13 protein-coding genes are annotated in these 14,111 nt (G+C 58.4%); 8 read left to right on the top strand and 5 right to left on the bottom strand.

From position 1 onward, the window contains the following. Positions 1–225: 225 nt before the first annotated feature. Positions 226–681, top strand: a complete 456-nt coding sequence (locus GFS31_RS06295) for a hypothetical protein (RefSeq protein WP_198807372.1) — start codon at positions 226–228, stop codon at positions 679–681. Positions 682–1,025: 344 nt separating this feature from the next. Here GFS31_RS06295 and psaI read toward each other — a convergent pair whose 3' ends face one another. Together psaI and GFS31_RS06305 are read right to left on the bottom strand one after the other, a co-directional pair. Continuing rightward, positions 1,026–1,133, bottom strand: coding sequence for a photosystem I reaction center subunit VIII (gene psaI, locus GFS31_RS06300; protein ID WP_190499471.1), 108 nt, complete (start codon positions 1,131–1,133; stop codon positions 1,026–1,028). A gap of 181 nt (positions 1,134–1,314) precedes the next feature. Beyond that, the gene (locus tag GFS31_RS06305; protein WP_198807373.1) at positions 1,315–2,040 is read right to left on the bottom strand and encodes a Bax inhibitor-1 family protein; all 726 of its coding nucleotides are present in this window, start codon (positions 2,038–2,040) and stop codon (positions 1,315–1,317) included. Between the two features lie 239 nt (positions 2,041–2,279). Between GFS31_RS06305 and GFS31_RS06310 the strand changes: the two genes are divergently transcribed. After that, positions 2,280–2,741: a hypothetical protein gene (locus GFS31_RS06310; RefSeq protein WP_198807374.1), complete on the top strand. Its 462-nt coding sequence runs from the start codon at positions 2,280–2,282 to the stop codon at positions 2,739–2,741. Between the two features lie 8 nt (positions 2,742–2,749). Here the strand turns inward: GFS31_RS06310 and GFS31_RS06315 are convergent, their stop codons facing one another. Further along, positions 2,750–3,121, bottom strand: a complete 372-nt coding sequence (locus GFS31_RS06315) for a hypothetical protein (protein WP_198807375.1) — start codon at positions 3,119–3,121, stop codon at positions 2,750–2,752. 427 nt (positions 3,122–3,548) lie between these two features. Between GFS31_RS06315 and ilvB the strand changes: the two genes are divergently transcribed. The 3 genes from ilvB (at position 3,549) to GFS31_RS06330 (ending at position 8,203) form a co-directional block, all read left to right on the top strand. After that, complete coding sequence (gene ilvB, locus GFS31_RS06320) at positions 3,549–5,393, top strand: biosynthetic-type acetolactate synthase large subunit (protein WP_198807376.1); 1,845 nt, start codon at positions 3,549–3,551, stop codon at positions 5,391–5,393. 432 nt (positions 5,394–5,825) lie between these two features. Continuing rightward, positions 5,826–6,251: a hypothetical protein gene (locus tag GFS31_RS06325; RefSeq protein WP_198807377.1), complete on the top strand. Its 426-nt coding sequence runs from the start codon at positions 5,826–5,828 to the stop codon at positions 6,249–6,251. Positions 6,252–6,397: 146 nt separating this feature from the next. Then, complete coding sequence (locus GFS31_RS06330; RefSeq protein ID WP_198807378.1) at positions 6,398–8,203, top strand: peptidoglycan D,D-transpeptidase FtsI family protein; 1,806 nt, start codon at positions 6,398–6,400, stop codon at positions 8,201–8,203. Positions 8,204–8,256: 53 nt separating this feature from the next. Here GFS31_RS06330 and GFS31_RS06335 read toward each other — a convergent pair whose 3' ends face one another. Then, positions 8,257–8,688 (bottom strand): hypothetical protein, encoded by a 432-nt coding sequence (locus GFS31_RS06335; protein WP_198807379.1) that lies wholly within the window; start codon positions 8,686–8,688, stop codon positions 8,257–8,259. 228 nt (positions 8,689–8,916) lie between these two features. Here GFS31_RS06335 and GFS31_RS06340 point away from each other — a divergent pair, with 228 nt between their 5' ends. Together GFS31_RS06340 and GFS31_RS06345 are read left to right on the top strand one after the other, a co-directional pair. Continuing rightward, entirely contained in the window at positions 8,917–10,251 is a 1,335-nt protein-coding gene (locus GFS31_RS06340; protein ID WP_198807380.1) for a TrkH family potassium uptake protein, read from the top strand. Positions 10,252–10,393: 142 nt separating this feature from the next. After that, positions 10,394–11,044: a PAP/fibrillin family protein gene (locus tag GFS31_RS06345; RefSeq protein ID WP_198807381.1), complete on the top strand. Its 651-nt coding sequence runs from the start codon at positions 10,394–10,396 to the stop codon at positions 11,042–11,044. 79 nt (positions 11,045–11,123) lie between these two features. Here GFS31_RS06345 and GFS31_RS06350 read toward each other — a convergent pair whose 3' ends face one another. After that, positions 11,124–12,659 carry an AAA family ATPase gene (locus GFS31_RS06350; protein WP_198807382.1) on the bottom strand — a complete coding sequence of 512 codons (1,536 nt, stop codon included), beginning with the start codon at positions 12,657–12,659 and terminating at the stop codon, positions 11,124–11,126. 242 nt (positions 12,660–12,901) lie between these two features. On the opposite strand from GFS31_RS06350, the gene nuoH reads away from it, so the two are divergent. Then, positions 12,902–14,020: an NADH-quinone oxidoreductase subunit NuoH gene (gene nuoH, locus GFS31_RS06355; RefSeq protein WP_198807383.1), complete on the top strand. Its 1,119-nt coding sequence runs from the start codon at positions 12,902–12,904 to the stop codon at positions 14,018–14,020. Positions 14,021–14,111: the final 91 nt, after the last annotated feature.

Below are 14,111 nucleotides of genomic sequence, written 5' to 3' on the forward strand. Positions count from 1 at the left end.
CAAAATATTTCGGCACCATCTTTCGGCACCATCGCGTAAGTAGGGGCATTGCACCGAAATCTGCCCTAGGATGAGGCTTTGCCTTCCCTAGGCCATCCCCTAGCCACAGGGAACGCGAGAAAAGGCGGATCATTCCCAGAATTATCGAGTATCGTGGATGTAGAGCTGCGGGAGCAAAGCCTGCTCAACCTGCTCCACGGATTGCCGTAGCGTGGTTAGAAATCTATGAATCACGAGCGTGTTAGAGACCTAGGCACCCTCGCGCCCTGCTTGGTGGATACGGGCATGGTTGTGAACAAGGCCGATATGCTTAGGTTGCTTCAAGACCTCGGCCAAGTGAGCTACAGCCACCTTGAAGACGACGTTGTGCTCTCCGCCGACCAAGGTTTGATCATGGAGGTCTTTGCTGACCCCCAACAGGCCACGCTCGTTGCGAATCACACCCTTTACATCAACGTTCACAGTTTCGACTACCTCGAAATGGGTAAAACCGACGGGGCAAAAAGCCACTTTGACCTTGTACAAGACAATCGTCGGCTGCGCTTGGTGCCCCTGTCTGACCCCATGAAGGAGCACATGACCCGCACCGTCAACACGGCTACCCTAGAGGCGATGGTGGCCGATGCCCTCTCCGCCAGTTGGGATGCCTGCCTAGACGACGACCGTAACTTTCTAGACTAATTGTCTTTCGATCCTAGACCCCCGGTTAACCAAGCGGTGCTAAGCCGTAGCGGACAATGCGGTTAGATTGTACCGGAGGTTCTCAAAAACGGATCACCTTTTTTTAATTTTTTTTGACGCTGCTGTAAAGCTGGGCTTCGTTCTTGCAGAATCGGTAGTCTGAGCGAGGGACAGCGGAGCCCTGCCATGGATGATCCTAGGATGACAGGCCCCAGGGCTAGCGCATAAAAAAGCCGTCCCCAAGCTGAGGACGGCTTAGTCTGTATTTTTTGACGAGCGCATCCCCAAGGTAAGGGCCTTGTTTGCCCTAGGGATCTCGGTAGACTCCTAGGGCTCGCCTAGCCTTAAGCTTCTTCACGCTCAATGTAAAGGAACAAAAAGGCCATTGCCGCAGCGGGAAACACAATGCCCACTAAAGGAACCAGAATAGAGGGTAGAAACGCAGCAGCCATCGGAGTTTTCTCCTTCTCACGGTTGAATCACAGCATGTGCATAAGACTACTCTGATTTAGGGCGGTGTATGGCGGCGTGTGTCCATTTCGTTACAAACTGTTTTGGCAGAGCCACGGGCAAGGGTTAAAACGCTTAAAGCGTTGGACTGGGGGATAGGGCAATCCGCCGCCTGGGGTTCACCTAGTCGCGATTGATGGCAATCAGCAAGCGCAGGATGAACACAAAGAGGTTGATATAGGTGAGGTACATCGACAGGGCCGCCGAGAGGTATTGCTCATCTTTGTAGGTGCGGGGCAGGATGAAGAAATCCACCACAGAGGCACCGACAAACACCAACACCCCAAGGGCAGAGATGGCGATATCCAAAAACTGGGGAATGCCGCCGCCCAGGATGGCAAAAATGAATTGCCCCACCACCGCCAGCAGAATGGCAAACACGCCGATGCCAATGGTTTTGGTGAGGGCAAGGCCATCTTCCTCGGAGAGGTTGGAGCCAATTTGCCGAGCGGCGATGAACACCACCCCACAGGCTAGGGCCGCTGCACCAATCCCGGTCATGCCCACACCGGAGGTGCCCAGGGCCACGTAGATTAGGCCGCTGAGGGTATAGCCCGTCAACAGACTATAGGTGGCCAACAAAGGCAGGGCGGTGCTGTTATTTTCTTGGTCGGCAACGCGGCTTGCCACGAAGAACAGCGCAATCTGCGCCACCAGCGCCACCCAAAAGGTGGGCATGAAGATGGCGGGGCTGCTAGCCATCACCCCGAGGCCGCCAAAGGAGCCCAGGGCGGTCAGAATGAGGCCACCGCCGAGGAAGGGGAGGGCGTTTTTAATGACATTGGGGCCAACGAGGGCTTGGCCTTGGGCCTTTTGAATGGCCTCACGGAAATTGCTGGTATTACTCAAAGCCGTATCCTCTACAACTCGATATCGCCATAGACCCACGGCCCCAAGGACATCCCATCGGTGGAGAAGGCTCACACCAACGGAGCAACTTTGGGGCTATTGTTCGAGTCTGATGGGTTATGGCTACCTAAATTCTAGTCAAGTTTGAGGAGAAAGGGAGTCAACCCCTGGTGTGGTTATTCCCCGTGGCTTTCTTTCTCAGTTTACGCAACCACCCCCTATCCCTGAGGAGCACCGCTATGGACTATCGCCTTGGTTGGCCAAGCCTAGGATTGGTGGCTAGCCTAGGGCTGCTGCCTGCCCTCCCCGCCTCCCCCGTCTATCCGCAAGACCAGCCCCTAGCCCACCGCGTCATCATCATCCATCGCCCCACCCCGTGGCCCCATCCCTGGCCCTACCCTCAGCCCCAGCCCCCCGCAACCCGCGTGCGCGTGGAATTTGACGCCCTAGGTACCGACTGGGGAGCGGTGTATCTGGATGGACGGCTAATTTATCAGCCCCACAACTTCAACCGCCGCCATACCGTTCACCTACAGCCCGGTGGCTATCGCCTGGAGGTAACGGGGGTGGTGCGGTCAGATCGCTGGGCTAGTGGCTATTTGGATATTGGCCGCGACAATTCGCAAATTGTGGTGATTCGGTTCTCCAAGACCGGGGGCGTCAGCGTGTCGGGCAGCCCAGAGGTTTGGATCCCCGATTAGGTCATCGCCTAGGGCTGTTCCTCCGATGGCCAACTCAGGTCGATGCCCAATTCATCGAAGAGCCAGTTGATAACCTGCTGTCGTTCCCCAGGCGTCAGGTAGAAGCGACCTGTATGGCGCAGGCGGTCGTTAATATCCTCTAGGTCGGCTAGGGTAAACAGCCCAGCGGTAGTGGCAATGGTGCAAAGAACGTCATCTTGGCTCTGTTGATCAAGGTGGCCATGGCGATACCGAGCAATGTGCTGACCCAGTTTGTCAAAATCGTAGCTTTCCTGGGCAAGGCGCTGTTTTTTGGCGTCGGGGATGGGTTCTCCGGCGACAATTTTGGCATAGTCGGTATCCAGCAGGTTGAGCCGGACAATTTTAGGCGGTTGATGCAAGCTCAAACGGCCTCCTTACGGTTGGGGGGCTGGGAAACGTCACCACCGTTAGGCGGAGAGTACCCCGGTTATAGGATAGCTAGACCGCTGATCTGCCGCCCTCGCGAGCACAGCGGGGAGCCTAGGGCGATGTGGGTCTAGCATAGGCCAGTTTTTTCCTGGGGCCGGATTCCGTTGGATATTTTTCAGAAAGGCATGTCCCCCATCAGGGCAGGCCATAGAGTCCACTGAGGAGTAGGGATTCAAGTTTCTCAACTAAAGATCCGTTGACAATCGGGCAAACACCCTAGGCACTGCTGCTAGAATTGGGGGACTGTCAAAATAAATTGTTACCTAAATCACAGTCTGGGCCAAAGATTGTTCAGCCCGTCGTTGCCCAGTTGCTTTTTGCGTCATCCCTCTACAACCACCCCGATTTGTCGCCGCCATGACTACCCCTGTTGCGTCCCAAAGTGAAGTTCTTGTTCGCCGTGCTTCCGGGGCCTTTGCCCTCATTGACAGCCTCAAACGCCACGGGGTCAAGCATATTTTCGGCTATCCCGGTGGGGCCATTCTGCCCATCTATGACGAACTCTACCGGGCCGAGGCCGCTGGAGACATTTCCCACATTTTGGTGCGCCACGAGCAAGGGGCTGCCCACGCCGCCGACGGCTATGCCCGTGCTACGGGGCAGGTGGGGGTTTGTTTTGGCACCTCCGGGCCTGGGGCCACCAACCTGGTGACGGGGATCGCCACGGCCCAGATGGACTCCATTCCTCTGGTGGTGATCACGGGCCAGGTGCCACGCCACGCCATCGGTAGCGACGCCTTCCAAGAAACCGATATCTACGGTATTACCCTGCCCATTGTGAAGCATTCCTACGTGGCCAGAACGCCGCAGCAGATTGCCCAGTTTGTGGCTGAAGCCTTTTATATTGCCCAAACCGGACGTCCTGGCCCCGTGCTGGTGGACATTCCCAAAGACGTGGGCCTAGAGGAGTTTGACTATATTCCCGTGGAGCCCGGTCGGGTCAACCTCACGGGCTATAAGCCCACCATCAAGGGCAACCCGCGCCAAATTAGCCACGCCATTCGGCTGCTGCGCCAGAGCGAGCGGCCCCTGCTCTATGTGGGGGGCGGTGCCATTACGGCTGGGGCCCACGCCGAAATCGCCCGCTTGGCTGAGTATTTCCAAATCCCCGTCACCACAACGCTGATGGGCAAGGGGGCCTTTGATGAGCACCACCCGCTGGCGGTGGGTATGTTGGGAATGCACGGCACCGCCTACGCCAACTTTGCCGTGAGCGAGTGCGACCTGCTGATTGCCGTGGGGGCTCGGTTTGACGACCGGGTAACGGGCAAACTAGATGAATTTGCCTCCCGCGCCCAGGTCATCCACATTGACATTGACCCCGCTGAGGTGGGCAAAAACCGTGCGCCCCAGGTGCCGATTGTGGGCGACGTCAAACAGGTACTCGTCAATCTATTGGAGCGGCTGGAGGTGGAGAATCAACTGCCGCCCCCCAATCAAACCGTAGCTTGGCGGGAACGCATCAGCCGCTGGCGGCGCGACTATCCCCTGGTGGTGCCCACCTACCCCGATGTGCTCTCGCCCCAGGAAGTGATTACGGAACTCTGTCGCCAAGCCCCCCACGCCTACTACACCACCGACGTGGGCCAGCACCAAATGTGGGCGGCTCAGTTCCTCAAAAATGGCCCCCGCCAGTGGGTATCTAGTGCGGGCCTTGGCACCATGGGCTTTGGAATGCCCGCAGCCATGGGAGCTCAGGTCGCGCTGCCTGACGAAACCGTGATCTGCATCAGCGGCGATGCCAGCTTCCAGATGAACCTCCAGGAACTCGGCACCCTGGCGCAGTACCACATTCCGGTGAAAACCGTGATTATCAACAACGGCTGGCAGGGGATGGTGCGTCAGTGGCAGCAAGCCTTCCACGGTGAGCGCTACTCCTCCTCTAATATGGAAGTGGGAATGCCCGACTTTGAACTGCTAGCCCGCGCCTACGGCATCAAAGGCATCGTCGTCCACGACCGCGACCAACTGAGCGACGCTGTGGCTACCATGCTGGCCCATGACGGCCCGGTGCTGATGGATATTCACGTGCGCCGCGACGAAAACTGCTATCCCATGGTGGCTCCCGGCAAGAGCAACCACCAAATGCTGGGCCTGCCGGAGGTAGCCTCGGAAGCCGTTGCAACTCCTGCCTGCGGTCAGTGCGGCCATGAAAATACCCCGGGCAGCCATTTCTGCTCCCAGTGCGGCACTAAGCTGTAGGCCGTCACCAGGGTCGGACGTGGATGCCCCCTGGTCGAGTTAAGGCACCATTAAGCGCGATCTCTAGCATTACCCGTGTCCAAAGTCTTGGATGCGGGTAATTTTTTGAGGGTGGGCGATGGGGATCTTTGGGGCAGGGGTAGCCCAGTCCCAGAACCCCAGTCCCAGAACCCCAGTCCCAGATCTCCTGGTGGGGCCGGATGACCCAGCAACAGCGGACGACGGAACGCACCCAGCCTGGAAGTTTCAGGGTTGGGCGCTCCCCTGGGGGATTCTGGGGAGATGGAGGTTTTTGGGGGAGGATGACTCAGTTTGGAAAGAATGCAGTATCCTAGCCTCAGTTCTTTCCTGTGGTGTGGGTTATCTATGTCTGCCGCGCTGAAGTCCTACGTTCCTCGGCCCCTTCCGTCCTCGGGATCCCACACCCGAACAATGTCTACGACGGGGGTGTTGCGCCCTCTCAAGGCTGGTTCCGTGCCATCTCTCCCCGTGGCCACGCGCCCTAGCCCTTTGCAGCGGGCGATGGGCCACGTCCACACCGTCTCCTCGGCGCTGGCGCTGTCTTTGGTGGGGCTAACCCTAGTGGGATACGGCACCTCGGTATACCTAGATCGGCAGCTAGGGCAGGCCAGCAGACAACTCAGCCAGCTCCAACGCAGTGAGCAGCAAATTATTACCGCCAATGCGACCCTCACGCGCCACATGGCCCAACAGGCCGAGCAGCCGGAAGCCGGACTTTTGCCCCCCACGCCTGACCAGGTCATTTTCCTCAACCCGGCTCCCCAGCGGCCAGCCGTCGTTGTTGAAGATTCTCTGGATACCCCACCCTTGCAAACTCACCGCCCCCTAGGCTACTAATCCGCTACTTCGTTGCTGCGCTACTCTGCTTTAGGGTGTACCGTTCACGTACATTGAGGGGATCGAGAAAGGGAGATACCGACAGGCCCTTGGCCTAACCCTACTCCTCGCCCTGGCCGCTAGACCCCTTGCCCCACCGTTTTGCTATGGCTAGTTCCTATTCCTCGCCCACCCGTCCCCGTCGCCCTCGCCGTCCGCGTTCCCAGTCTCCACGGCAGCGCTTGGCCAGGGCGCGGTCATCAACGCGGCAGCGGCCTAGGGTGACGACCGCCCCCAGCACCCCGCGTCTAGTGATGGTGTGGGCGGCGTTAATGATTATGGTGGCTCTACTGGTCGGGCGGATGGCTTGGCTTCAATTGCGGCAGGGGGAAAGCCTCGGTCAGATGGCGGCTCAGCAGCGGGTGCGCCCCAGCCAGCCCCAGCCCCTGCGCTATCCCATCGTGGATCGTCAGGGCAACCTGCTGGCGATGGATCGGATGGTCTTTACCCTCTACAGCCACCCCAAGCTCTTTAATCAGCCTTCGGCCACCGTGGCCGAAGCCCTCAGCCCCCTCCTCGAAAAGCCTGCCGCTGAATTGTTGGCCCAGTGGGGCACCCAACCCACAGGCATTCGGGTAATGAATGGCCTCACCGCCGAAACCGCCGACCGCATCCGACAACTGCGGCTGAACGGGTTGGAACTGGTGCCCCAGCAGCAGCGCTTCTATCCCCAGGAAGACCTCTTTGCCCCGGTGATAGGGTTTGTGAATTTTGACGGTGCCGCCCAGGCGGGCCTCGAAATTGGCCAGGAATCGCACTTACTGCTGCCAGAACGCGACCAAAGCGACCCCATTCTGGCTTTGGTGCAGGGCCAAACGGGTAAAGCCACCCTGCATCTCACCCTCGATAGCCGACTTCAGCGGGTAGCCCAAAATGCCCTGGAGGACATGGTGGCCCAGCGGTCGGCCAAGGGGGGCACCATCCTGGTGATGGATGTGGACACAGGGGCGATGCTAGCCATGGCGGTGGCTCCCACCTACAACCCCAACGAATACTATCGCGCCAACATGGGAGCCTTTCGCAACTGGGCCATCAGCGATCTCTACGAGCCCGGTTCTACCTTCAAGCCCATCAATGTGGCCATTGCCCTCGAAGCTGGGGTGCTTCAGCCCGATGAACTGGTCAACGACAGCGGCCAGATTCAGTTTGGCCGCTGGACGATTCGCAACAGCGATTTTGCCGTGACGGGCGGACGCGGGGCGATTTCCATCACCGATGTGATGAAATATTCCAGCAACGTGGGCATGATCCGCATCATGCAAAAGCTCACGCCGGAGGACTACTTCCAATGGCTGGAAAAATTGGGGATGGATCAGCCCTCCGGCATTGACCTGCCCAACGAAGCCGTGGGTCAGATGAAGGATCGCGAACAGTTTATCCGCAGCCGCGTTGAGCCTGCCACGACCTCCTTTGGCCAGGGCTTTTCCATGACGCCGATTAAGATGATGCAGCTTCAGGCGGCCATTTCCAACGGTGGCCGATTGGTGATTCCCCATGTGGTGAGCGGCCTCAAGGACAGTGAGGGCACCCTGCTTTGGGAACCCCAGCGCCCCCCCGTCCGGCGGGTGTTTTCGGAGCGCACCACCCAAGCCCTGATGCCCATGCTAGAGGCGGTGGTAGACACGGGTACGGGGCGAGCGGCCCAAATTCCGGGCTATCGGGTGGGTGGCAAGACGGGCACCGCCCAGAAGGCCCTGCCCAGCGGCGGCTATGGCCCAGGCCGCATCACGAGCTTTGTGGGGGTGTTGCCCATTGAAAATCCGCGCTATGTGGTCATGGCCATCCTCGACGAGCCCAAGGGGGCCGATGCCTACGGTGGCACCACCGCCGCCCCTCTGGTGAAGGCCGTTAGCGAGTCCTTGGTGGTCTTAGAGGGCATTCCCCCCAGCGACGTGACTACTCCAACGCCCTAGGTTCCTGGGGGGAGCGTGCTTTTCCCCCAGGGGGATGATCCAAGGGCGCTAGGCTACTTCGGTTGGCGCAGGTCAAAGGAAATCGAGTGGGTCTTGGGAGGGGCTGTTGTAGGTCGGGCTTGGGGCCAGGGCTTGGGAAGCGAACTGGCCTTAGATCGGATCTTAGAGAAGGGCTTGGCATTGGCCGCGTTCGTTGGAACTGGCGGTGGGGTAGGCGTGGGGGACAGCGGCGGGGTAGGCGTTGTCGTCATGGATATAGGCGAGGGTGCAGCCTGGGATGCAGGTGGAGTCTGGGATGCAGCGGTAGATCGACCTGCCCCTAGCCCTAGGGCCTTGGCATTAGACATGATCGCCAGCCCGATTCCGGCCAGCACCACCAAGGGATGCCCCATACTCGCTGAACTCAGACTCAGCCCACCACTGACGCTGTGCAACCCCTGGGCCGCGGCGAAGAGTAACACAAAACAGAGCAGCCATAATTTCATGACGCAGTCAGCCTGGATAGGGAACAGGGGCAACCGAAACATCTTCAGCTCAGATGGGTTGAGCCCAAGGGAAACCCCAACGGGCGTTTTACCCTAAATCGCTTTGATTATGCCACTGCTTTTCCCAGATGGCTGATTGAGGTGGGCCCCACCGATTTGAAAATTGGGCAGGGCGAGGGGGCCAACTCATGGAACCATTGAAGGATGCCGTGGGTTGTAATGAAGGCCATGACCGTATCTCGAACCATTTGCCTCGGTTTCCTAGTCTTTATTTCGGTGGGAACCCTGCTGCTGTTGCTGCCCTGGGCCAATGCCAATGGCAGTTGGGGCAATCCCCTCGTAGCACTGTTTACCGCCACCTCAGCGGTCTGCGTCACCGGGCTGATTGTGGTCGATACGGGTTCCCACTTTTCGCCCCTGGGGCAGGGCATCATTTTGATGCTGATTCAAGTTGGGGGCCTAGGCTATATGACGGCCAACAGTTTCCTGATGCTGCTGCTGGGGCGGCGACTCAAGCTCAAGGATCGGTTGGCCATTCAGCAATCCATGGATAACAGTGAACTCGCCGGGGGAAGCTCACTGATTGTCTCTATCATCACCATGACCCTGATCTTTGAACTCACGGGTATCTTCTGCCTCTACCCGACTTTTCAGCAGGAGTTTGGCGGGGGCCGGGGGCTGTGGCTGTCGATTTTTCACAGCATCAGCGCCTTTAATAATGCGGGCTTCAGCCTGTTTTCTGACAGCATCGTTGGCTATGCCCTCAATCCGTGGGTGAACCTAGTAATCACGGGGTTGGTGATTGTGGGCGGCATTGGCTACCAGGTGATTATGGAACTGTATTTGTGGGCGCGGCACCAGTTTCGAGGAGACCAGCGGCGCACAACCTTTTCCCTGAACTTTAAGATTGTTACCAGCACCACGGTCGCTCTGCTAGCCATCGGCACCGTCGCCTTTTTACTCATTGAGTTCAACAACCCCGCCACCCTAGGCGACTATACGCCCCATCAAAAGTTGCTGATGGCCTGGTTTCAGTCGGTGATTGCCCGCACTGCTGGCTTTAACAGCATCGACATTGGGGCCATGGGCGAGGCATCCCTGTTTATTATGATCGCCCTGATGTTTGTGGGGGCTAGTCCGGGCAGTACGGGGGGCGGCATTAAAACGACCACCCTTCGCATTCTGCTGGCCTGCACGCGTATGGTCTTGCAGGGCAAGGAAGATGTGCTCAGCTATCGGCGGCAGATTCCCCCCAGTCGGGTGCTAAAGGCCATTGCGGTGGTCATGGGGTCGGGGTTGGCCGTGCTGACGGCAACCACCCTAGTCTCTATCAGCAATCCCAGCCTCAACTTCATTGATGTGCTGTTTGAGTCGGTGTCAGCCTTTGCCACCGTGGGCCTGAGTACGGGCATTACGGCGAATCTCTCCGACGTGGGCAAATACGTCATCATTATCACGATGTATTTGGGACGAGTGGGCATTCTGCTATTTATGGCCGCCTTGCTGGGCGATCCCAAGCCCACGGCCCTTCAATATCCCGAAGAGGATTTACTGATTGGCTGATCGGGTTGTCTCGCCCGATAGCCCTGGCCAAAAACCCAGATGACCCCAGTCACCGATGACCCAAGTCACCGTCCAGCCCAAAAGCCCAGCTTTCTAGTTAATCTCGCGCTTTTTCCTAACTGTCTTGTTTCTAGCTTTATCGATGACGGCTTCCTCTTCCCTGCGCCCTACCCTCAAGGCCCAACTCCTTGAACGCATTGGCCATCTGAATCTGGCTGAGGCCCTGCTGCCCGCCAGCCACCCCGATATTGACCAACTCATCCACGACCTTGAGGCCATCACCCCCATTGCCCAGCCGCTCCAGGCCGACCACTGGCCCACCCTGCTGGGCACCTGGGATTTGATCTACGCGTCCCAGGGCACCGTTGTTACCCGCCGCTTGCCCCTGTGGCCCGTGGGTCTTCGCCGCGTCTGGCAGCGTCTGGCTCCGTCTGCCCAGCCCAGTGTCCCCATCGTCACCGAGAATGGAGCTGTGGTCAGCCTCCCGGTGATTGGGGAGCTAACGGCCATTGCCCAAGGAGTTTGGCAACCCTACGAAGAAGCCGAAAGCGCCAGCGTTAGCTTTGGTTCCTTTAGCCTACAACCCACCCGCCTCCTTGGTGTTACCGGGCTCCATCTGCCCAAACTCACCCTGCCCATTTTTGATGCCCTCCGCCGCGAAGCCCTCTGGATTACCTCCTACCTAGACGACGACCTCCGCATTGGACGCGGCGCAACGGGCAACCTATTTGTGTTTCAGCGCACCTCCATAGGCCAAGGGGGCTGGGCCAGTAAACCCAGCCCAGCGCCATGATAAGGAAGTCTTGGGGCCAGCCCCGGTTCCCCTAGGACTTCCTAGGCGACATCCCATGGCCCCCAGTTCTTCGACCCATTTAACGAGCTGAGACAAAGCGCTCCTTAGCTAGGGCGCGGAGGCGGTCGATGTCTTCCCGGCGAGTGACGGAGAGGGGCACCGTGCGCTTAATTTGCTCAATAATCAGGGCCGTATCCGCCGAACGATTTTCGTAGAGGGCGCGGTAGTGGGCGGTGATGATGGCCTGTTCAATTTCGGCCCCACTGAAGCCCTCGGTGACGGCCACTAGGGTAGGGATATCGTAGGCCGCTAGCCCCTGGTTGCGGCGGTTGAGGTGAATTTTGAGGATATTCTCTCGCTCGTCGGCATCGGGTAGATCAACAAAGAAAATTTCGTCGAAACGGCCCTTACGCAGCAGTTCCGGCGGAATGGCCGAGAGATCGTTGGCGGTGGCCACCACAAAAATTTCCTGGGATTTTTCTTGCAGCCATGTCAAAAAATAGCCAAATAGCCGCCGACTGAGGCCCCCATCGGCATCGCTGCTGCTTTGGCCCATGCTCTTTTCAATTTCGTCAATCCACAGAATGCAGGGGGCCATGGTTTCGGCCAGCACCACCGCCCGCCGAAAGTTTTTGTCCGACTCACCCACGTATTTGTCGTACAGCCGCCCCGCATCCAGCTTCAGCAGGGGTAAATTCCACTGACGGGCAATGGTTTTGGCCGCAAGGGACTTGCCGCAACCTTGGATGCCCACAATCAAAATGCCCTTGGGGGCAGGCAGGTTAAACTTACGGGCCTGGGGCGTAAAGCCCACGCGGGCGTAGGCCAGCCAGCGTTTCAGTCCCTCAAAACCGCCCAGTTCCGCCGCGTTGGTTTCCGACGGGAAATAATCTAGCAATCCCTCTTCGTGGATGGCGCGGGCCTTGCGGTCTAGAATCCGCTTGATGTCCTCGCCATTGAGGGTTCCGTCATGGAGAGCTGCGTAGGACACCACCTTGCGCGTTTGGCTGAGAGTCATCCCCTGGAGTGCCTTGACTAAGGCGTGAACATCCTCTGGGGTCAGCTCAAGCTTGACTCTACTACCCTGGAGCGACCGCACAACCTTAGACACCGCATCTTGAAGTTCCATCGGCCCCGGCAACTTGATGTCTAAGTAAACGGCATCCTGGGACAGTTCGGTCGGCAAAGCTACCCCGCTGCCGCTGATCACAATCGTGGATCGGTTGAGGGAAAACTGCTGCACCACTTCCCGAAACTGACGTGCCACCACGGCATCCTTCAGGTGGGGGGCAAAGTCCTTCAGCCAAAAAATGGCCTTGAAGCTCATGTCCTGGATGTGGCGCAGCATGTCGATGGGTTCGGCGGTTTTGGGGAGTGCCTGCCCTCGCTTGGCCCCTGGGGGCGCATACTCATTTTGCCAACGGTTATCAGGGCTTTCGGGGGATCGCATCAACCCCTGGGCAATGCTCCACTCAAAGATAGGCATCTGCATATCCGAGCAGGCTTTTTGCATCAGCGTTTGCACCCGCTCCTCCTCCACCGTTTCAATCACAATCACCGGATGGAACGACACCACCAGGGTTTTGAAATGCTGCACACTATCTTTGAAGGACATGGTTGAGGCTCCATCGAGGCGCTAGAGGCAGGGCTGACCGGGCCACGGCTGTCCATGGCGCTGCTTAAGGCTGAACACCCTCCCGCCTATCCTAAATTCCTATCGCCGAGATTGGGAAAAGTCATGGGGGCGAAGGGGGCGGCTTGCGGGGCTGAGCAGGTAAAATCGTTAGGAAATCAGACCTAATTCAACAGTTGACCGACTTGGGTTATGGTGAAGGATGACGCGGCAAAGGGCGAAGTATGAACCAAGGAATTGACCTGCAAGGCAGTTTTGTCAGGCTGCTTACGGAACTGGGGTTGCCCAGTGGAGCGGCCAAGGCGCTGTGGCTGCCGTTGCCCATGGTGGTGATTTTGGTGGGGGCCACCGTCAGTATCTTCGTGACGGTGTGGCTAGAGCGGAAAATTTCCGCCGCCGCCCAACAGCGGATTGGCCCGGAATACGTGGGGCCGCTGGGCACCCTCCAAGCCGCTGCCGACGGGATTAAGCTGCTGTTCAAAGAAGACATCACCCCCGCCAAGGCCGACCCAATTCTGTTCACCCTTGGCCCCGCCATCGTGGTGATTCCGGTCTTTCTGTCCTACCTGATTGTGCCCTTTGGCCAAAACATGGTGATTACCGACATTGGCGTCGGTATTTTTCTCTGGATTGCCCTCTCCAGCATCGCCCCCATTGGCCTGCTGATGGCGGGGTATTCCTCCAACAACAAATATTCTCTGCTGGGGGGGCTGCGGGCAGCGGCTCAATCCATCAGCTACGAAATTCCCATGGCCCTAGCGGTGCTGGCGGTGGTCTTGATGTCCAACAGCCTCAGTACCATCGACATTGTCAACCAGCAGTCCGGCTACGGCATCCTCGGCTGGAATGTGTGGCGGCAACCCGCTGGCTTCCTAATTTTCTGGATTGCCGCCCTGGCGGAATGCGAACGTCTACCCTTTGACTTGCCAGAGGCCGAAGAAGAACTCGTTGCCGGATACCAAACCGAGTACACCGGGATGAAGTTCGGTCTGTTCTACGTCGGTTCCTACGTCAACCTGGTGCTGTCGGCGCTGATTGTGTCCATCCTCTACCTGGGCGGCTGGGAATTTCCGGTGTCCGTAAGCTGGATTGCCAACCTGATTGGCGTCAGCGAAACCACCCCCTGGTTCCAGGTGATCGCCGCCTCCCTCGGCATCATGATGACCCTGTTCAAAGCCTACGCCCTGGTCTTTTTGGCCATTCTGCTACGCTGGACGGTGCCCCGGGTGCGGATTGACCAACTGCTGGATTTCGGCTGGAAGTTCCTGCTGCCCGTGTCTCTGGTGAACCTGCTGCTAACGGCGGGGCTAAAGCTGGCCTTCCCCGTGGCCTTTGGTGGCTAGGTTGAGGTCAGGAAAGCCATCCTTACAACCCAGGTCGTCACCAAGGTTAATCCTTGGGTGTCATCCTGGGACTGGCTTTCACCCAGGCCGC

The organism is Leptolyngbya sp. BL0902 (assembly GCF_016403105.1).
Classification (GTDB): domain Bacteria; phylum Cyanobacteriota; class Cyanobacteriia; order Phormidesmidales; family Phormidesmidaceae; genus Nodosilinea.